Source organism: Micromonospora okii (assembly GCF_020884795.1).
Taxonomy (GTDB): domain Bacteria; phylum Actinomycetota; class Actinomycetes; order Mycobacteriales; family Micromonosporaceae; genus Micromonospora; species Micromonospora okii.
This window is the reverse complement of sequence record NZ_BBZF01000015.1, coordinates 457,713-476,795: the sequence shown is the minus strand read 5'-3', so window position 1 is coordinate 476,795 and position 19,083 is coordinate 457,713. Positions and strand designations below refer to the sequence as shown.

The window sequence follows — 19,083 nt, the reverse complement described above, 5'->3', positions numbered from 1 at the left end:
TTGCGCAGCGCCAGGCCGATGGTGGCCCGGCCGAGGCGCACCTTGTCGGCGATCGAGATGCCCGGCTCGGTGTGCTCGGCGAACCAGCGGTTGATCTGCATCTGGGCGTGCGGCGACTTGACGAAGCCGAGCCACTCGCGGCGGGGGCCGCGCGGCGCGGCCTCGGCCTCGAAGCCGGTCTCGGCGTCGGGCTCGGTGAAAATCTCCACCACGTCGCCCTCCTCCAGCTCGGAGGCGAGCGGGGCGAGCCGGCCGTTGATCCGGGCGGCCAGACATCGCTCGCCCCGGTCGGGGCCCAGCTCGTAGGCCACGTCGACCGGGGTGGCCCCGGCCGGGAGCACGACCTGCCGTCCCTCGACAAGCACCTGGATCTGCGCCTCCGCGAGGTCGCAGCGCAGCGACTCCAGGAACTGCGCCGGGTCGGGCGCCTCCTGCTCCCAGTCGAGCACCCGGCGCAGCCAGTCGAGCTGCTGGGCGCGGGCGTCGGCGGCCCCGGAGGCGCGCGGGAAGCGGAACTCCGCGGCGATGCCGTACTCGGCGGAGCGGTGCATCTCCTGCGTGCGGATCAGCACCTCGACCGTGCGGTTCTTCGGGCCGCAGACGGTGGTGTGCAGGGAGCGGTAGAGGTTGTTCTTCGGGGAGGCGATGAAGTCCTTGAACCGGCCGGGGACGGGCCGCCAGAGGCAGTGCACCGCGCCCAGGGCCGCGTAGCAGTCGGTGGCCGGGCCGTCCACCACGATGACGATGCGGGGCAGGTCGTACGGGGTGGCGTGGCCGCCGGCGACCGTGTCCTTCCAGATCGAGTAGAGGTGCCGGGGCCGGGCGGCCACCTCGGCGTCGACCCGGTCGCGTCGCAGCGCCACCCGCGCCTTGGCGACCACGTCGTCGAGGTAGGCGTCCCAGCCGGGCCGGTCGTGCACGAACCGGGCGATGCGGGCGTGCTCCTCGGGCTCCAGGTGCAGCAGCACCACGTCGTCCAGGTCGCGCTTGAGGGTCTGGATGCCGAGCCGGTCGCAGAGCGGGACCAGTACCTCCAGGGTCTTGCGGGCGATGCGCTCCCGGGAGGCGGCCGAGCGGACCCCGAGGGTGCGCATGTTGTGCAGCCGGTCGGCCAGCTTGATGATCAGGACCCGGACGTCCTTGCCGGCCGCGATGATCATTTTGCGGGTGGTCTCCGCCTCGGCGGCCTTGCCGTAGAACGCCTTGTCGAACTTGGTCACCCCGTCGACCAGGTGGGCCACCTCGCCGCCGAAGTCCTCCGCGAGGGCCTGGAGGGTGTAGCGGGTGTCCTCCACCGTGTCGTGCAGCAGCGCCGCGACCAGGGTGGTGGCGTCCATGCCCAGCTCGGCGCAGATCTGGGCGACCGCGAGCGGGTGGGTGATGTACGGCTCACCGCTCTTGCGGAACTGCCCGCGGTGCATGTTCTCCGCGATCGTGTACGCCCGGCGCAGCATCGACGGCTCCGTGCCCGGGTGGATCGCCCGGTGGGTGCGGATCATCTGGGTGACCGGGTCTGTCTCCGTGTTCGGCCAGCTCAGCAGCGACCGCAGTCGCCGGGCCAGGGGCAGGTCGCCCGGTTGGGTCGGGAGCGCGCCCCCTAGGGCGGCGCCGCGTCCGGCGTCGACGTCCACGAGGGACACCTCCTCACCCCGGCCCCACGGTCACCGGGCACGGCAAGCGGGAGCAGGCCCACGAAACGGGCAGTACTGCACTTCCTTAACAGCCTAAGCGGAGTCGAGGTCGTCCGATCGGGTACTTGGTCATGGGCGTTCGGTCGATGTTTGGTGGGACGCGGCGCCCTCGGCCCTGCTGAGCAGGTCACGGAACCGGCCCGCGCCGGCGACGGGGGAGGCCCAGCCGGAGGACATCTGCACCAGCCGGGTCTCGGGCCGCTCCAGCCAGGCCAGGATGCGCTCGGACTCCTCGGCGGACGCGGCGGGCACCGGGCCGTGTCCGGGCAGGACGGTCTCGGCGGTCGCCCGGATCGCGTCCAGCGTCGCGCGCGGGTGCGCCCCGGGCGGGGAGACCCCGGCCCCGGCCAGCCGGCCGTGCCGCACCAGCGCCAGCTCCCAGCCGCCCCGGGCGGCCGGCCGGGCGGCGGCCAGCTCGCCGATGCCGGTCAGCGCCGCCAGCCGCTGCATGCGTACCGTCGCCCGCAGCACCGCCACGAGCCGGGCCCGCACCACGGCCGCCTCCTCGTACCGCTGGTCCGCCGAGAGCGCGTCGATGCGGGCCAGCAGGGCGTCCACCACGGCCCCCGGGTCGGCGGTGGTGGCGGTGCGGAACGGGGCGACGGCGCGGTCGTCGTACTCCTCCGGGGTGATCCGGTGCTCGCAGGGCGCGGGGCAGCGACCCAGCTCGGCCAGCGCGCAGGCCGGGCTGACCACGCGCAGCGACAGCCGCTGGGTGCACTGGCGCAGCGGGACGGCGTCGTGGAAGCCGGCGGCGGCCAGCTCCGCCGCCCGCCGGGAGCCGAACGGCCCGAGGTAGGCGTCGTCGCCGGGGGCCAGCGACCGGACCACCGACAACCGGGGGTACGGCCCGTCGGTGAGCTTGAGCCAGACCATCCGCTCGGGGAACTTCGACCGCCGGTTGTACGGCGGGGCGTGCGCGGCGATCAACCGCAGCTCGCGCACCTCCGCCTCCAGCGAGTGGGCGCACTCGACGGCCTCCACCCGCTCTGCCGCCGCGAGCATCTCGGAGATCCGGGCCCGCTTCTCGGCGGCGGTGAAGTAGCTGCGCACCCGGGTGGCGACGTCGCCGGAGGTGCCGACGTAGAGCGGCCGGTCGTCGGCGGCCCGGAAGATGTAGACCCCCGGCACCTTCGGCAGCCCGTCGGCGAGGTGCCGCTTGCGCCGCTGGGTGGGGGTGACCGCGCGAGCGAACTCGATCGCCTCGCCGACCGTGTCGACCCGGTGCCCGCCCAGCCGGGCGATGAGCCCGTGCAGCACGTCGACGGTGGCCTTCGCGTCGTCGAGGGCCCGGTGCGTCGGCTGGGTGGCGGTGCGGAAGTACGCCGCGAGGGTGCCGAGCTTGCGGTTGGGCACCTCGTCGCGGGTCAGCACCCGGCGGGCCAGCGCCGCGGTGTCCAGCACCCGGGGGTTGGGCCAGCGGTAGCCGTGCCGCGCGCAGGCCGCCTTGAGGAAGCCGACGTCGTAGGGGGCGTTGTGGGCGACCAGCACCGCGTCGGCCACGAACTCCAGGAAGCTCGGCAGCACCTGCTCGATCGGCGGGGCGGGGACCAGCATCGCCTGGGTGATCCCGGTCAGCACGGTGATGAACGGCGGGATCGGCACGCCCGGGTTGACCAGGGTGGCCAGCACCCCCAGCTCCTCGCCGCCGCGCACCTTCACCGCGCCGATCTCGGTGATGCCGCCGCCGTCCGGCGCGCCGCCGGTGGTCTCCAGGTCGACCACCACGAAGGTCGTCGCGTACAGCGGCAGGGCCGGGTCGACCCCGGCGCCCGCCGGCTGGTCCAGCCCGGCGAGCGCCTGCTGCACGTACTCCGCTCCCGCCACCCGGGGCACGCTAGACCCCCGGTGCGACACTCGCGCCTCACAGGCCCCGTCCGTCCCCACGGGGCTAGGATGAGAGATCGGCTCACTCACTAGGCGGTGGGCCCGGTCGCGGTGGGAGACTTGCCACATGCCCCTCACCGAGCCGTACGACGACAACCTCCCGTCGGAGGAGTCGCTCGGCCCCGTGCCCCGCGCGGGTGAGGACGTCCCCACCGTAGGGGCGGCACCCGGGCCGGAGCCGACGCGACCGGAGCCCGAGCAGGCGTCCTCCGAGCCGGAACCGACGCCTGCCCAACCGGAGCAGACGCTTGCCGAGCCGGAGCAGACGCTTGCCGAGCCCGAGCCGGCGCTTGCCGAGCCCGAGCCGGAGCCGACGCTTCCCGAGCCCGTGCGCCAGCGGATCGTTGCGCTCACCGCCGCCGTCCTGCCCGTGCTGCCCAATGACGAGGTGCCCGTGCCGCTGCGCCGGGTGGCCAAGTTCGCACCCAACCGGCGGGCCCGGCTCGGGGCCCCGGCGATCGCCACCCAGCTCACCGGCGACCCGCTGTTCCGGCAGCGGATCACCGCCCGGGTGCTGGCCGACGCCGGCGACCTCGGCGCCGCCGTGGTCGAGGGCACCGCCCCGGCCGCGGCCGACCCCGTGGAGGTGGCCGCCCTGGCGTACCTGGCCCGCCCGCGCGGCTGGCGGGAGCTGATCGAGGCCAGCGGCGCGGCGGTGCGCGCCGAGGCGGACAGCGCGGTCGTCGCCGAGCTGGTCCGCGAGGCCGAGCAGCGGGCCACCCGCGCCGAGCACGACCGGGCGGTGGCCCGGGTCGAGGCCGACAAGCTCCGCGACGAGCTGGCCCGGGTCCGCGAGGAGCTGGGCCAGCTCCGCGAGGAGAGCCGCCAGCTCGCCCGCAGCCTGCGGGAGACCCAGGCCCGGGAACGCAAGGCCGGCGAGCTGCTGGCCACCGAGCGGGGCCGGGCCGCCCGGGCGGCGGCCGACGCGGACGCCGAGCTGCGCCGGGTCCGGGCCCGGCTGGCGGAGGCCGAGGCGGCGGCCGGCGTCGCCCGGGCCAGCGCGAAGGAGGCCCGCTCGGTCGACGACGCGAGGCTGTGGCTGCTGCTGGAGACCATCGGGCAGGCCGCCGTGGGGCTGCGCCGCGAGCTGGCGCTCGACCCGGTCGACCGGCTGCCCGCCGACTTCGTCGCCGATGCCTTCGCCGAACAGCCGGCCGCCACCCCGGCCAGGGCCGCCACCCGCGCCCGGGACACCGACGACCCGGCCCGGCTCGACCAGCTCCTCGCGCTGCCCAAGGCGCACCTGGTGGTCGACGGCTACAACGTGACCAAGCGCGGCTTCGGCGAGATGTCCCTGGAGCAGCAGCGCAAGCGGCTGATCACCGGGCTGGGCGGGATCGCCGCCCAGACCGGCGACGAGGTCACGGTGGTCTTCGACGGCGCGGAGCGGGTGCACGGGCTGCCCCCCACTCCGCGCGGCGTGCGGGTGCTCTTCTCGCACAAGGGCGAGACGGCCGACGAGCTGATCCGGCGGCTGGTGCGGGCCGAGCCGTCCGGCCGCCCGGTGGTGGTGGTCTCCTCCGACCGGGAGGTCGCCGACGGGGTGCGCCGGCACGGCGCGTACCCGCTGGGCGCGGACTCGCTGCTGCGCCGGCTGGCCCGCTCCTGACCGGGGCGCTTGAGCGGTTCTGGGGCGGAGCGAGCCGCTTGTCCGATTCTGTCGTACCCCTGCCGTAGCGTCGGGATGACCGACGGTGGCCGGGCGCTGCCGGCGGCCCGGCGGCGGCCCGGCAACGTGGTGGTCGCCGGACCCCGCCCCGCCCCGCCACCGGACGCATCGGCTCAGGAGGAACGATGCTGATCGACTGTGACAGGTGCGGCATCCGGGGCGCGGGCTGTCCCGGCTGCCCGGTGACCGTGCTGCTCGACGCCGCCGCGCCCGAGGGCGCGCTCGACGCCCCCGAGCTGCGGGCGATCGAGGTGTTCGCCCGGGCCGGCTTCGACGTGGAGGTGCTGGGGGTGGCCCCGGCCGGGCCGCGTTCCGGCCGGGGCGGTCGGGCCGCCTAGCCCGGCCCCGGGTGGTTGCGGGCTGCTCCTGGCCCGAGGTCACCCGCGCGGTGATCAGCCGGATCCTGACGACGACGGTGAGGTTCCGGCACCCGAGCGGGCACCGGAACCTCACCTCTCGTCGAGCCGATCACCGGGGCCTACGGCTCGTGCTCCGGTAGGTCGCCTTCCGCGGCTCAGTGGCGCCGACGAAGGACGCTCACACCGCCGGGTTCAGGTGGTAGGTCCAGCGGGCGTAGTTGTTGTTCGGGTGGTGGGCCACCTTGTTGCCGGAGTTGCCGCCGATGCTGCCGATGATCGTCTTGCCGTTCTTCTTGGTGACCGAGACGACGATCTCGACGTGCTGGCCGTCGGACCTGACGGCGACGTCACCCGGCTTGGGGGTCTTGACCTTCTTCCACTTGCGCCAGTTGGCCGCCAGGGCGTATCCGCTGGGGTACTTGCCGCCCGCCTTCTTCATCACCCACTGGGCGAACATGCCGCACCACGCGTCGCACCAGCCGTAGGGGTTGCAGTTGTTGCCCCACTCCTTCATGTTCCGCTGGCTCTTGGCGATGCAGACGATCTCGCCGCGGGTGACCTTGCTCTTCTGGCAGGGCTTGGCGAGCCGGGCGGCCTTCTGCTGCGGCGTCTCCGCGAAGGCGGTCACCGACGCGACCGGGGCGGCGCTCCGCTCGGCCGCCTGCACGGGAGCGGCGCCGGTCGCGAAGCCGCTGAGCAGCACCGCCGTGAGCGCCAACGGGGCGAGCAATCGGTAAGGATTCCAGGACATGCGCTTTCTCCTACTCTGATGATTTTCCCGAATTGAACGACTGGTGGGTCCCCGCCTTGCGGCGGATGCCGGCCAATGTTTTCCGCCGGCCCCGCACCCGACAAGGAATCGGTCCCGTTCCAGCAGCCTGCAATTCTTCCGGCCCTCACCCGAACGGTTGTGTCGAGGGCTGCGTCAGCCAAGGCCATGGCCTTGAATTCGGCAACTGACAGGTGGGCCGTTCGGAGGGGTGGTGTTTCGACTCCACTTCACAGCGGACGACTTGCTCGGGTGCGGGTCGATCAGGGGCTGGGGGGCGTCGGCATGCTCATTGCCCTTCTTCTTCGTCGGGTGTTCCGGTTGCCTCAAGGTTTTCCCCGTCGGATCTGTCCGGCAAGGGTTCCGCCTGTCCGGGACAGGGGCGCGGCTGTCCGGGCTGCTGGGGGGCTTTGTCCGGCCGGTCGTCCGGGCGGTCGTCTCGCGGCTTGATGGGCGCAGCCGACTGCGGCATCATCAATCTTGATGGACGTCTTTGGCGATTCCCTGAAGTCTGTTCGTGGTGAGGCCGAGTTCGTGCAGCTCATGCGGCAGCTGAAAGACAGTTCCGGCTATACGTTCCGGCAGTTGGAGGAGAGAGCGGCGGCCTCGGGTGACGTCCTGCCCAGGAGCACCGTCGCGGACATCCTGCGTCGGGAGACCCTGCCGAGGCCCGAGGTGCTGGCCGCGTTCGTGCGGGCGTGCGCGGGGCCGGAACACGTCGATTCCTGGCTGGCCGCTCATGACCGGCTCGCCGCTGCCGCCACCGGGCCCGTGTCGCCTTCCGGGTCGGCCTCGGCGTCGCAGCAGCCGGATCCGGTGCCGCCCGCACCGACTCGTCCATGGCTGAAGCACCTGCGCCAGGGGTCAGGGGCTCCGCTGGCGGTGGCAGGTCTCGTCGCCCTGCTCGCCATGGCCGCCTGGATCGCTCGACCCGACGAATCGCCGACGCCCCGCCCGAACACGTCCGGCGGGGCGGTGACCTCCACGCCCGCTCCACGTCGCCTCACGCTCGGCGCGGAGGAAAGCGTCGCCGTTATCCGTCCGGCTCGCACGCCGAAGTTGTGCCTGAGCGAGGGGCGCGAGCACACCCGACAGTTTCCGGACCCGGTAGCGGTCCAGCGGCCGTGTGAAGGGTCCACGCCTCCCGAAACGATTCTCAAGTCGGTGGGAAACGACCTGTACCACATCAAGTGGCGTCATCCGCAGCACGGCGTCGGCTGTCTCACCGTCATCAGCGGTGGTCCGGCGGCCGACATGCTGAGCCCCTGGAGCGATTGCCGGGTGGACCGACTGAGTCAACTCTTCCGGATCGAGGCGGTGGACACACCGGTATCCGGCGGCTTCCGACTGCGCCCGGCCTCCGCCGACGCCTTCTGTATCGGAATCCGCGGGAACGAGCTGGCGCCGCAGGCCGAGGCATTGCAAGAACCCTGTACCGGTGACGGGGACCAGGAATTCCTGGTCGACATCAGTTCCTGAGAGTCCGACACGCGCTTCACGGGTCGATGCCCTCTCCGTTCTGCCGGCGGCCTGCGGCCCTGCACTGCTCGTCGGTGGAAAATCGCGTGTAGACGTCGGTGGGTCAGCTACGTCGGATGACGATGTCGCCGTAGGAGACGCGGGCGCGCACCTCGACGGTCCGCTCGTGCTCCGCCGGGGCGGCGGCCTGGTCGAGCTGGTTGTGCACGGTGCCGAACTGGGTGTGCAGGTCCAGCCAGGCGGCGGTGTCGCCGTGGATGCCGACCTCGATCCGGCCGAGGCTGGTCTCGACCGACACCGGCCCGGCGACGACCTCGCCGACCCGGACGCCGCCGTTGGCCGTGGCGGCGGTGACGCCGGCCCGGGCCCGGTCGATGGCGATGTCGCCGTTCGCGGCGTTGACCCGGGCGTCGCCGGTGACGGAGCCGATCCAGGTCTCCCCGTTGGAGTTCTTGACCACGGCGGGGCCGTCGACCTCGGCGAGGCGCACCCGGCCGGAGCCGGTGCTGACCTCGGCCCGACCGTCGACGCGGGTCACCTCCACCGAGCCGGCCGAGGTGGTCAGGTCGAGCGGGCCGGTGTGCTCGGCCCGGATGTCGCCGGCGGAGGTCCTCAACCGGCACTCGCCGAGCCGGCCCGCGCAGTGGAAGCCGCCGGCCGCGGCCTCCCCCCGCACCCGGGAGCCGGTCGGCAGCTCGACCGTCACGTCGACCGAGCCGGGCCTGCCGAACAGGTTCAACACCTTCTGTCTCGGTGCGCGGACCAGCAGGTGGCCGTCGGCGTACTCGACGCGGGTCTGCTCGGCGGCCCGCACGTCGGCCTCGGCGGCGGCGTCGGTCGGGCGGACCTCGACCACGGTGCGGCCCCGGTCGGTGGCGGTGATCCGGGCCGCGCCCACGGTGATCTCGATGGTGGCCCGGATCGGCTCGGGGGTGTCGAAGGTGGGCATGGGGGCCTCCTGGTCGGCGGGTCGGTGGGCGTCGTGGAGGGTGGGTCGGCCGGCGGGGGGCCGGCGGTCGCCGGTCACCGCGCCCAGCCGGTGTAGCGCTGCCCGCCGCGCGGGGCGCGGCCAGCGGGGTGGAACGGCGCGGGGGCCTGCACCGCGGCGGTGGCGGCCCGGATCAGCCAGGCGTTGACCGAGAGGCCCTCCCGCGCGGCGGCCTCCTCGATCCGGGCCTTGAGCTGGTCGGGCAGGCGGAAGCTGATCCGGGTCAGCGCGCCCTCCTCGACCTCGGGCGGGGGCGCGGCGGCCTCGGTCGTCGCGGGCGGCGGCTCGGCGGGCGGTGGCGTCACGACGAAGGCCGGCTCCCGCCCGCGCAGCCGCAGCTCCACCGAGCCCGGCGCGAGGTCCCGGGTGATCTCGGCCGTCGCCGCGGAGAGCGCCTCCAGCAGGGCCAGCCGGAAGGCGGACTCCATCGGGCCGGTCAGCCGCTGGGCCAGGGCGCGGGCCTCTTCGCCGCCGAGCCCGGCGGCGTCCGCCAGCTCGCTGCGAAGGTTCTCGACGTACGTCGTCAGGTCCATGACGCCATCGTGGCATCATCATGGCGTCATGGCAAGACGGTTTGGCGATTTATGCTGTCATGATGGCGTCAGGCGGTGCCATCGTGGCGGCACGGCGGGCGTGGACGCCCGGCGGGAGCACGGCCGGGCGGGCAAATAGGATGGGCCCCCACGGCGGGAGGAGCGGCGGCATGATGCGGACACGGCGTCGAGGCGGCAGCCCCGCTCGCGGCGGGGCACCGAGGTGACCCCGCGCGGCTGGGCGCTGCTGACCCTGGCCGGCCTCGTGGTCGCGCTGGTCGTCGCCGCTGCGCTGCTGGTCCCGTGGAGCCGCCCGCCGGCGCCCCGCGTCGACCAGCTCGCCGCCCTGCGCGACCTCCCCGCCGAGCAGGTCGCCCGGGGTCGGGAGTTCCGCTCGGCGCTGCGCCCCGGCGGCTGGGCCGCCCTCGCCGTCGGCCTGCTCGTCGCCCTGGCGTTCGGGCTCACCCCGCTGGGCGGTCGCCTGGTCGAGCTGGTGGCCCGCCCGTTCGGCGGCCACTGGACCGCCCAGGCCGTCCTCGGCGCGATGGCCGTGCTCTTCGTCGCAGACCTGTTCACCCTGCCGCTGGCCGCCTGGCGGCAGACGATCCTCACCCGGTACGGGCTGAGCACCCAGGGCTGGGCCGGCTGGACGGTCGACCTGCTCAAGTCGTACGCGGTCAGCGCCGTGATCGGCGCGGTCGCCCTGCTCGGCTTCTACACCGTCACCCGGCTCGCCCCGCGCTGGTGGTGGGCGCTCGGCGCGGCCGGCGCGGCCGGGCTGGTGGTGCTGCTGTCGTTCGTGCTGCCGGTGCTCGTGGAGCCGGTGTTCAACCGGTTCACCCCGATGGAGCCGGGCCCGCTGCGCACCGAGCTGACCGCCCTGGCGGCCCGGGACCAGGTGCCGGTGCGCGACGTGCTGGTGGCCGACGCGTCCCGCCGCACCCGGGCGGTCAACGCCTACGTCTCCGGGTTCGGGCCGACCCGCCGGGTCGTCGTCTACGACACCCTGCTGCGCGAGGCGACCCCGGCCGAGGTGACCAGCGTGGTCGCCCACGAGCTGGGGCACGCCCGGGAGCGGGACGTCCTCACCGGCACCCTCACCGGGGCGCTGGGCGCGGCGGCGGCCGTCGTCGCGCTCTACCTGCTCGGCTCCGCCGGCCCGCTGCTGCGCCTGGCCGGCGTCGACTCGATCGCCGAGCCACGGGCGTTCCCGCTGGTCATCGCCCTGGTCACGATGGCCGGTCTGGTGGCCACCCCGGTCCAGGCGGCGGTCTCCCGCCGGGTCGAGGCCCGCGCCGACGCGCACGCCCTCGCCCTCACCGGCGACCCGGCCACCTTCGAGGCGATGCAGCGCCGGCTGGCCGGGGTGAACCTGGCCGACCCCGACCCGCCCCGCTGGGAGTTCCTCTACTCGGCGTCGCACCCGTCCACGGTCGAGCGGATGGCCGCCGCCCGCGCCTACGCCAGGGAGGCCGGCCGATGAGCCGCACGCTGCTGATCACCAACGACTTCCCGCCCCGCCCGGGCGGCATCCAGTCCTTCGTGCACCACCTCGCCCTCCGCCAGCCCTCCGGCTCCGTGGTGGTCTACGCGTCGAGCTGGCGGGGGGCGGAGAAGTTCGACGCCGACCAGCCGTTCGAGGTGGTCCGGGAGCGCACCCGGGTGCTGCTGCCCACCCCGCTGATCGCCCGCCGGGCCGCCCGGCTGGCCCGCGAGCGCGGCTGCGACACGGTCTGGTTCGGGGCGGCGGCCCCGCTCGGGCTGCTCGCCGCCGGGCTGCGCCGCCGCGCCGGGATCGGCCGGGTGGTGGCCCTGACCCACGGGCACGAGGTGGGCTGGGCGGCGCTGCCGGCCGCCCGCACCGCGCTGCGCCGCATCGGGCGGGGCGCCGACGTGGTCACCTACCTCGGCGACTACACCCGGGTCCGGCTGGAGCGGGCGCTGCACGGGCTGACCGAGCTGCGCCGGCTGGCCCCGGGCGTGGACGTCGACACGTACCACCCCTCGGTCGACGGCGAGCCGGTGCGGGCCCGGCTCGGGCTCGCGGACCGGCCCGTCGTGGTCTGCGTCTCCCGGCTGGTGCCGCGCAAGGGCCAGGACACGCTGATCCGGGCCCTGCCGGAGATCCGCCGCCGGGTGCCCGACGCCGCGCTGCTGGTGGTCGGCGGCGGCCCGCACCGGGGGGCGCTGGAGAAGCTGGCCCGGCAGACCGGGGTGGAGCGGGACGTGGTCTTCACCGGCTCGGTGCCCTCGGCCGAGCTGCCGGCCCACTACGCCGCCGGTGACGTCTACGCGATGCCCTGCCGCACCCGCAACCGGGGCCTGGACGTCGAGGGGCTCGGCATCGTCTACCTGGAGGCGTCCGCGACCGGGCTGCCGGTGGTGGCCGGCGACTCCGGGGGCGCGCCGGACGCGGTCCGCGAGGGCGAGACGGGGTACGTCGTCCCGGGCCGCGACGTCGCCCGGCTGGCCGACCGGGTGGCGACCCTGCTCGCCGACCGGGACCTGGCCCGGCAGCTCGGCGCGGCGGGCCGCGCCTGGGTGGAGCGGGAGTGGCGCTGGGAGACCCAGGCCGCCCGGATGGCCGCCCTCCTCGCCGGCTGACCCGTCCGGGGTGGACACCCGCGCCGCCCCGTCCGTGTGGGACGGTGCGGCGGCGGTCGGGGCGCTCAGGCCGGGCGGGCCGGGTGCTCCAGGAGGCGGGCGGCGGGGCCGGGGCGGCCGAAGTGCCAGCCCTGCGCGGTGTCGCAGCCGATGGCGCGCAGCCGCTCGGCCTGCCCCTCCGTCTCCACCCCCTCGGCGGTGACCGTCAGTTCCAGCGCGTGCGCCAGCGACACCAGCGAGGCGAGGATGCGCTCGTCGGTGCGGCTCGCCGGGTCGTCCGCCGGGGCGCGCAGCCCCGCCACGAACTGGCCGGCCACCTTCAGCTCGGTCACCGGCAGGTCCCGCAGATAGGACAGGTTGCAGTAGCCGGTGCCGAAGTCGTCGATGGCGATGCGCACGCCGAGGTCGGCCAGCACCCCCAGGGCGCGTACCGGCTCCTCGACGGCGCTCATCATGGCGCTCTCGGTGACCTCCAACTGGAGCCGCCCGGGCGGCAGGCCGGTGCGCTCCAGCACGTCGACCACCTCCTGCACCAGCCCGGGGCGGTGCACCTGACGGACCGCCAGGTTGACGCTGACGAACGGCGCGGGCGCACCGGCCGGCGACCAGGTCGCCGCCTCCCGGCACGCCTCGGCGAGCACCCAGCCGCCGAGCGGGACGATCAGCCCGGTCTCCTCGGCCAGCCCGATGAAGCTGTCGGGGCGCAGCTCGCCGAACTCGGGGTGCCGCCAGCGCACCAGCGCCTCGGCCCCGATCACGACGCCGTCGCGCAGCGAGGTCAGCGGCTGGTAGTCCAGATAGAACTCGCCCCGCTCCAGGGCCCCCGGAATCGCCGCCGACAGGGCCCACCGCTCCAGCTCCTGACGGTTGCGGTCGGCGTCGAACAGCGTCCAGCGGGCCCCGCCGGCCGCCTTGGCCCAGTGCAGGGTGCTGTCGGCGGCCCGCATCAGGTCGACCGGGCTCGTGCCGGCCACCGGGCGCTCGACGATGCCGATGCTCGCCGAGACCGTCAGCTCGTGCCCGTCGACCAGGGCCGGCTCGCTCACCGCGGTCAGCGCCGCCTCGGCCACCTTCACCGCGTCGTCGGTGCAGGTGGTGCGCTCGACCAGGACGACGAACTCGTCACCGCCGAGACGGGCGACCAGGTGCCCCCCGAGGGTCAGGCGCAGCCGGTCGGCGACGGAGACCAGCAGCCGGTCGCCGACCTGGTGGCCGAGGGAATCGTTGACCACCTTGAAGCGGTCCAGGTCGAGGAAGCAGACGCCGACCCGGTCGGTGGCCCGGCCCGGCCCGTCGAGCGCGGCGGCGAGCCGCTCGGTGAACAGCGTGCGGTTGGGCAGGCCGGTCAGCGGGTCGTGGGTGGCCTGGTGGCGGAACCGGGCCTCGCTCTCCCGCAGCGCCCGCTCGGCCTGGGCGCGGGCCACCATCGCGGCCCGGCGGATCGACTCCTGCTCGTCGAGCGTCCGGTCCCGCAGGGCGCGGGCGTAGCCGGTGGCGACGCTGGCCAGCAGCCGGGCCATCCGGTCCTCTTCGACGTCCTCGGCGACCAGCCCGAGGTCACGCAGCAGCCGGAGCTGGACGACCTCGACGGTGCGGCCCAGCCCCTCGGCGGAGGCGACGTGCGCCTCGACCAGCTCCGCACCGATCTGGTAGCCGACGCGCGGGTCGAACGGCTCGGAGACCAGGGCCTCGGAGAGCCGGTCCGTCAGCCGTTGCAACAGCTCCTCCAACTGGGCTTGCGTCATCGGCAGGTAGCTCGTTCCGGAGACGGCCCTGGCCCAGGCCCGGGCGAACGCCCCGGGCTGCCCCGCCCCCGTCGCGCCGTCGGACCGCTCATCCACCGAGCCGCCCGACGCCGCCCATGAAGACCGCCTTCTCGGCGTCCTCCGCGCTCTCCGGCGTCTCCGGCCGCCACTGCGGCACCCAGACCACGCCCGGGTCGACCAGCTCGAAGCCGTCGAAGAGGCGGGTCAGCTCGGCCCGGCTGCGGATGACCAGCGGGCTGTCGGTGCGTCGGTAGACCCGCTCGGCCTCGTCCCGCTCGCCCGTGTCGCGCCGCCCCTCGTCGCTGGCCTGGGAGAGCACCAGGTAGCTGCCCGGGGCCAGCGCCTCGCGCAGGGTGCGCAGGATCTCGGCCGGCCGGTCGTCGTCGTGGACGAAGTGCAGCACCGCCACGATCATCACCGCGACCGGCTGGGTGAGGTCGAGCATCCCACGGAGCTCGGGGTGGGCGAGGATGCGCTCGGGGTGGCGCAGGTCCTCCCGGATCACGGCGGCCCGGTCGTTGCCGCTGAGGATCTCCCGGCTGTGCGCCACCGCGACCGGGTCGACGTCGACGTAGACCACCCGGGCCTGCGGGTCGATCCGCTGGGCGATCTCGTGCACGTTGCCGACCGTCGGGATGCCGGAGCCGATGTCGAGGAACTGGCGGACGCCCGCCTCGGAGAGGAAGTGCACCGCCCGGCGCAGGAACGCCCGGTTGGCCTGGGCCATCAGCGGCGCCTCGGGCACGGCGTCGACCATGGCGCGGGCGGCGGTGCGGTCGGCGGCGAAGTTGTGCGAGCCGCCGAGATAGTAGTCGTACATGCGGGCCACGCTGGGGCGTTCGATGTCGATGGTGTCGGGTGCCCAGTCCGGCCGCTGCATGCCCTTACCCCTTTGGTCAACGGCGCGGGCCACGCCGCCCGCGCGGGTCACCCGGGTATTCTGCCCGCCCGCCGTGCGGGTGACCAGAGAGGGAAGCCGCCCGCCCGGCCGACCGGGCGGAGGATCCCGTGGACCGGACCGGCCGGCCGTCGCGGAGACCCCCGGACGGTCGGCCGGGCGGGGAAGCGGTCAGAACTTCGGGGCGTCCGGCGCCTCGAGCAGGCCGAGCCGCAGCGCCGTCATGAGCGCCTGCGCCCGGTTGGCCGCGCCCAGCTTCTCGTAGAGCTTCGAGATGTGGGTCTTGGCCGTCGACTCGCTGACGAAGAGCTGCTTGGCGATCCCGGCCACGCTCATGCCGTCGGCGAGCAGCCGCAGCACCTGACCCTCGCGGGGGGAGAGCTGCGGGCCGGACGGGGCGAGCCGCCGCTTCATCGCCTCGGCCAGGTCGGCGGCGGTGAACGCGCTCGGCGAGGAGGCGGCGTGCCGGGCGGCGGCCACGACCTCGTCGGCCGGGGCGGTCTTCGGCACGAACGCGCTCGCCCCGGCCTCCAGGGCGCCGAAGAGCTGGTCGTCGCCGGCGTACATGGTGAGCACGACGATGCCCATCGTGGCGCTGGACTTGCGCAGCGCCCGGGTGGCCTCCAGGCCACTGCCGTCGGGCAGCCGCAGGTCCATGATCACCACGTCGGGCTGGAGCGCGCCGGCCTGCCGTACGCCCTCAGCCGCCGTGGCGGCCTCACCGACGACCTCGAACTGCCGGTCCCGCTCGAAGGCGTGCCGCAGCCCCTTGCGGATCAGGTCGTGGTCGTCGACCAGGAGGACCTTGGTGCGGGTCGCCGGTGTCGGGCTTGTGGTCATCCTCGGGTTACTCCCCTTCTGCTGCTGCCGCGTTGCCGCGCACCCTATCGCGCCGGGGCGAGGAGCCGAGAACCACCGCCACGGTCGTGCCGCTGGGTTGCCGCGGCCTGATCTCCAACCGGCCCCGGATACGTTCCGCCCTCTCGGCCATGATCGCAAGGCCGTAGTGCCCCTCCGTGCGCTGCTCACCGATGCCGTGACCGTCATCCGACACTTCGATCTGCGCGTACGGCGGGTCCACCTCGCAGGTGACCCACAGGTTCGACGCCCCGGCGTGCTTGCGCGCGTTGGTGACCGCCTCCTGGGCGATGCGCAGCAGCTCGGCCTCCGTGGCGGCGGGCAGCCGGGCGGTGGACTCGTCCAGCGACAGGTGCACCCGCAGCCCGCCGGACGCGCCGACCGTGCGGGCGTACTCGGCGATCGCGGCGGCCAGCCCGCCGTGCCGGTCCACCTCGCTGCGCAGCTCGAACAGGCTCAACCGCAGCTCGGTGATCACCCGCGTCACCTCCTGGCGCAGCGTGCGCAGCGCCTCGGCGGTCTCCTTCGGGTCGTCCTCGACGTAGGCCAGGGCGTTGTCGATGCCGTACCCGACCATCACCAGCTCCTGCGCGACCCCGTCGTGGATCTCCCGGGCCAGCCGCTGCCGCTCCTCGTTGGTGGCCAGCGACCGCACCTCGTCGAAGAGCAGCGCGGCCTCCAGCCGCAGGGCGGCCGGGCGGGTCAGCGCGGTCACCCGGGCCACCACCGGCGGCGGGTACGCCTGCGCGGAGTCGGCCTCTAGCACCATCAGCCCGACGGTGCGGACCCCGGCGACCAGCGGCACGATCAGCGCCGAGACGTCCCCGCCGGTGTGCGAGCGCGCCTGCGAGCGGGCGGCGGTCTGCGGCTGCTGGCTGGCCCAGGCGTCGGCGATCGCCGAGTCCGCGTCGAGGGTGGTCTCCCAGTCGACCCGGTCCACGCCGATCTGGGCGAGCACCACCAGCCGGCCGCCGCCGCTGGCCGACAGCACCGCCGCCCGGTCGGTGGGGGCCACGGTGCGCAGCTCCTCCAGCAGGTGCTCGGAGATGCCGCCCGGGTCGAGGGTCGCCCCGGGAAGCTGGCGGGCCACCGTGCGGAGCTGGGTGAGCAGCCGGGTCGCCTCGGCGTACGGCTGGGGCTTGCCCTCGCCGCGCACCCGCATCACCCGGTGCAGGGTGCCGGCGGTGTAGAGCCCCAGCCCGGCGAGGATCAGCCACTGGGCGCAGACCGCGAGGTACCCGGTCTGGCCGAGTTGGCGGCCCCCGTCGGCCTGGGTGAGCGCGGCGCTGACCAGCAGGGTGGCGGCGGCGACGGCGAGCAGCGCCGCGCCCTCGCGGAACCGGCGGCGCAGCGCGGTCACGGTCACCGGGACGGCGAGGTACGGCAGCACGGCCGAGGCGCCCAGCCCGCCGCCGAGGGTGGCGGCGGCGGCGACCTGGCTCGCGGCCAGGCCCAGGACCACCACCTCGGCGAAGCGGCTGAGCGGGCCGAGCAGCCGGTGCCCGGGGGCGAGGGCGGCGGGCAGCCCCGCGACGCCGAGCAGGAGGATCCACCAGAGCGCGGTGGCGTCCCGGGTGGCGAAGAGGGTCAGGAGGGCGACCAGCGCGAGCATGACCACGCGCGCGGCCGTGGCGAGCGGCCGGGTGGGCGGCCGGACGGGTGTCGGAGAGGCGGGCACGTGACGGATGGTAGTCAGCGTTGGTAGATGTCCGCGATCTCCGCCGCGTACGTCTTGTGCACGACCTGCCGCTTGACCTTCAGCGACGGAGTCATCTCTCCGGTACTCTCCGTGAAGTCGCGCGGCAGGATGCGGAACACCTTGATCGCCTCGGCCTTGGAGACCGCCCGGTTGGCCTGGTCGATCGCGCCCTGCACCTCGGCCCGCAGCGCCTCGTCGTCGCGCAGGTCCGCCACGTCGGCGCCCGCCGGCCGGCCGTGCGCCTCCAGCCACTTGGGCAGCGCCTCCTCGTCGATGGTGACCAGCGCCGCGATGAACGGCTGCCGGTCGCCGACGACGACGCACTGGCTGATCAGCGGGTGCGCCCGGACCTGGTCCTCCAGCACCGCCGGGGCGACGTTCTTGCCGCCGGCGGTCACGATGATCTCCTTCTTCCGCCCGGTGATGCCGAGGAACCCGTCGGCGTCGAGCTGCCCCAGATCGCCGGTGTGGAACCAGCCGTCGGCGTCGAGCACCTCGGCGGTGGCGTCTTCGTTGCGCCAGTAGCCCCGGAAGACCAGGTCGCCGGAGACGAGGATCTCGCCGTCCTCGGCGATCCGGACGGCCACCCCGGGCAGGGGGCGGCCGACCGTGCCGATGCGGATGGCGTCGGGCAGGTTCGCGGCGGCGGCGGGGGAGGTCTCGGTGAGGCCGTACCCCTCGTAGACCGTCACCCCGATGCCGCGGAAGAAGTGGCCCAGCCGGGCGCCCAGCGGCGCGCCGCCGGAGATCGCGTCGCGGCACCGGCCGCCGAGGGCCGCCCGCAGCTTGCGGTAGACCAGCTTGTCGAAGACCGCGCGCTGCAGACGCAGCGCCAGGCCCGGCCCGCCCGGCTTCTCCAGGGCCTCGCTGTACGCGACGGCGACCTGCTCGGCCCGGTCGAAGATCTTGCCCTTGCCGTCGGCCTCGGCCTTCTGCCGCGCCCCGTTGTAGACCTTCTCGAAGACCCGGGGCACCGACAGGACGAAGGTCGGCTTGAACGCCTGGAGTTCGGGGAGCAGGTTCCTGGGGTCGGAGCAGTGCGCCATGGTGGCCCGGGCGTGCACCACGCCGATCTGGATGAGCCGGGCGAAGGCGTGCGCGAGCGGGAGGAACAGCAGGGTCGACGCGCCCGGCTGGAGGAAGAGGTTGGGCAGCACGGGCACCGCGTTGGCGATGTCGGCGTACATGTTGCGGTGGGTCAGCACGCAGCCCTTGGGGCGGCCGGTGGTGCCGCTGGTGTAGACGATGGTGGCCATGTCGTCGGCCCGCACCGCCGCGCGGCGGCGGTCGATCTCGGCGGCGTCGACCGAGGCGCCGGTGGCGACCAGCTCGTCGACCGCGCCCGAGTCGATCTGCCAGACCTTCACCAGCTCGGGGAGCCGGTCGCGCACCCCGGCGAGGCAGCCGGCGTTCCCGGCGGTCTCCACCACGGCGGCGACCGCGCCGGAGTCGGCCAGGATCCAGGCGGCCTGCTCGGCGCTGGAGGTCTCGTAGATCGGCACGGTGACCGCGCCGGCCGCCCAGATCGCGTAGTCGAAAAGGGACCACTCGTAGCGGGTGCGGCTCATCAGGGCCACCCGGTCGCCGGGGGAGACCCCGGCCGCGACCAGGCCGCGGGCCACCGCGACGACCTCGTCGCGGAACTGCCGGCAGGTGACGTCGACGCGGCCCGCGCCCGGCGCGTCGCCCGGCCCGGCGGGGCGGACGAACTGGACGGCGTCCGGGGCCGCCTCGGCGTTGGCCCAGACCGGGTCGGTGAGGTTGGCCGAGTCGCCGACGGTGACGATCGACGGAACGGAGAACTCGCGCACCTGCACTCCCTCGTGCTCGCACTGGCCGGGCCGACCGCGCCTCGGACGGGCCGGCCCTGGTGAAACCTACCC

At 74.6% G+C, this 19,083-nt stretch carries 15 protein-coding genes; 5 read left to right on the top strand and 10 right to left on the bottom strand.

Annotated elements, in window-relative coordinates:
- Positions 1–1,631: RelA/SpoT family protein (locus tag LPU43_RS11610; protein ID WP_229400382.1), on the bottom strand; the 1,631-nt coding region annotated here is incomplete at its 3' end.
- Positions 1,632–1,760: 129 nt separating this feature from the next.
- Positions 1,761–3,518: a DEDD exonuclease domain-containing protein gene (locus tag LPU43_RS11605; protein ID WP_229400290.1), complete on the bottom strand. Its 1,758-nt coding sequence runs from the start codon at positions 3,516–3,518 to the stop codon at positions 1,761–1,763.
- A 127-nt stretch (positions 3,519–3,645) separates the two neighbouring features.
- Between LPU43_RS11605 and LPU43_RS11600 the strand changes: the two genes are divergently transcribed.
- Both LPU43_RS11600 and LPU43_RS11595 read left to right on the top strand, forming a co-directional pair.
- Complete coding sequence (locus tag LPU43_RS11600) at positions 3,646–5,187, top strand: NYN domain-containing protein (RefSeq protein WP_229400288.1); 1,542 nt, start codon at positions 3,646–3,648, stop codon at positions 5,185–5,187.
- Positions 5,188–5,372: 185 nt separating this feature from the next.
- A complete protein-coding gene (locus LPU43_RS11595; RefSeq protein WP_229400287.1) occupies positions 5,373–5,585 on the top strand; it encodes a hypothetical protein in 213 nt (70 codons plus the stop codon).
- 199 nt (positions 5,586–5,784) lie between these two features.
- On the opposite strand, the gene LPU43_RS11590 is transcribed toward LPU43_RS11595, so the two are convergent.
- Positions 5,785–6,357 carry a CHAP domain-containing protein gene (locus tag LPU43_RS11590; RefSeq protein ID WP_229400286.1) on the bottom strand — a complete coding sequence of 191 codons (573 nt, stop codon included), beginning with the start codon at positions 6,355–6,357 and terminating at the stop codon, positions 5,785–5,787.
- Between the two features lie 501 nt (positions 6,358–6,858).
- Here LPU43_RS11590 and LPU43_RS11585 point away from each other — a divergent pair.
- The gene (locus tag LPU43_RS11585; RefSeq protein ID WP_229400285.1) at positions 6,859–7,854 is read left to right on the top strand and encodes an RICIN domain-containing protein; all 996 of its coding nucleotides are present in this window, start codon (positions 6,859–6,861) and stop codon (positions 7,852–7,854) included.
- 103 nt (positions 7,855–7,957) lie between these two features.
- Here the strand turns inward: LPU43_RS11585 and LPU43_RS11580 are convergent, their stop codons facing one another.
- Together LPU43_RS11580 and LPU43_RS11575 are read right to left on the bottom strand one after the other, a co-directional pair.
- Positions 7,958–8,803: a DUF4097 family beta strand repeat-containing protein gene (locus LPU43_RS11580; protein WP_229400284.1), complete on the bottom strand. Its 846-nt coding sequence runs from the start codon at positions 8,801–8,803 to the stop codon at positions 7,958–7,960.
- A gap of 74 nt (positions 8,804–8,877) precedes the next feature.
- Positions 8,878–9,375, bottom strand: coding sequence for a ribbon-helix-helix protein, CopG family (locus LPU43_RS11575; RefSeq protein WP_229400283.1), 498 nt, complete (start codon positions 9,373–9,375; stop codon positions 8,878–8,880).
- Between the two features lie 223 nt (positions 9,376–9,598).
- On the opposite strand from LPU43_RS11575, the gene LPU43_RS11570 reads away from it, so the two are divergent.
- Both LPU43_RS11570 and LPU43_RS11565 read left to right on the top strand, forming a co-directional pair.
- The gene (locus tag LPU43_RS11570) at positions 9,599–10,858 is read left to right on the top strand and encodes a M48 family metallopeptidase (RefSeq protein ID WP_229400282.1); all 1,260 of its coding nucleotides are present in this window, start codon (positions 9,599–9,601) and stop codon (positions 10,856–10,858) included.
- Positions 10,855–11,979, top strand: coding sequence for a glycosyltransferase family 4 protein (locus tag LPU43_RS11565; protein WP_229400280.1), 1,125 nt, complete (start codon positions 10,855–10,857; stop codon positions 11,977–11,979). The genes LPU43_RS11570 and LPU43_RS11565 overlap by 4 nt, the downstream gene beginning before the upstream one ends.
- A 65-nt stretch (positions 11,980–12,044) precedes the next feature.
- Here LPU43_RS11565 and LPU43_RS11560 read toward each other — a convergent pair whose 3' ends face one another.
- The 5 genes from LPU43_RS11560 to LPU43_RS11540 form a co-directional block, all read right to left on the bottom strand.
- Positions 12,045–13,724 (bottom strand): putative bifunctional diguanylate cyclase/phosphodiesterase, encoded by a 1,680-nt coding sequence (locus tag LPU43_RS11560; protein WP_229400381.1) that lies wholly within the window; start codon positions 13,722–13,724, stop codon positions 12,045–12,047.
- A gap of 88 nt (positions 13,725–13,812) precedes the next feature.
- The gene (locus tag LPU43_RS11555) at positions 13,813–14,625 is read right to left on the bottom strand and encodes an SAM-dependent methyltransferase (protein ID WP_229400279.1); all 813 of its coding nucleotides are present in this window, start codon (positions 14,623–14,625) and stop codon (positions 13,813–13,815) included.
- 189 nt (positions 14,626–14,814) lie between these two features.
- Positions 14,815–15,483 (bottom strand): response regulator transcription factor, encoded by a 669-nt coding sequence (locus LPU43_RS11550; protein WP_088972416.1) that lies wholly within the window; start codon positions 15,481–15,483, stop codon positions 14,815–14,817.
- A gap of 7 nt (positions 15,484–15,490) precedes the next feature.
- Entirely contained in the window at positions 15,491–17,179 is a 1,689-nt protein-coding gene (locus LPU43_RS11545; protein ID WP_229400277.1) for a sensor histidine kinase, read from the bottom strand.
- Positions 17,180–17,193: 14 nt separating this feature from the next.
- Positions 17,194–19,011: an AMP-dependent synthetase/ligase gene (locus LPU43_RS11540; RefSeq protein ID WP_229400276.1), complete on the bottom strand. Its 1,818-nt coding sequence runs from the start codon at positions 19,009–19,011 to the stop codon at positions 17,194–17,196.
- Positions 19,012–19,083: the final 72 nt, after the last annotated feature.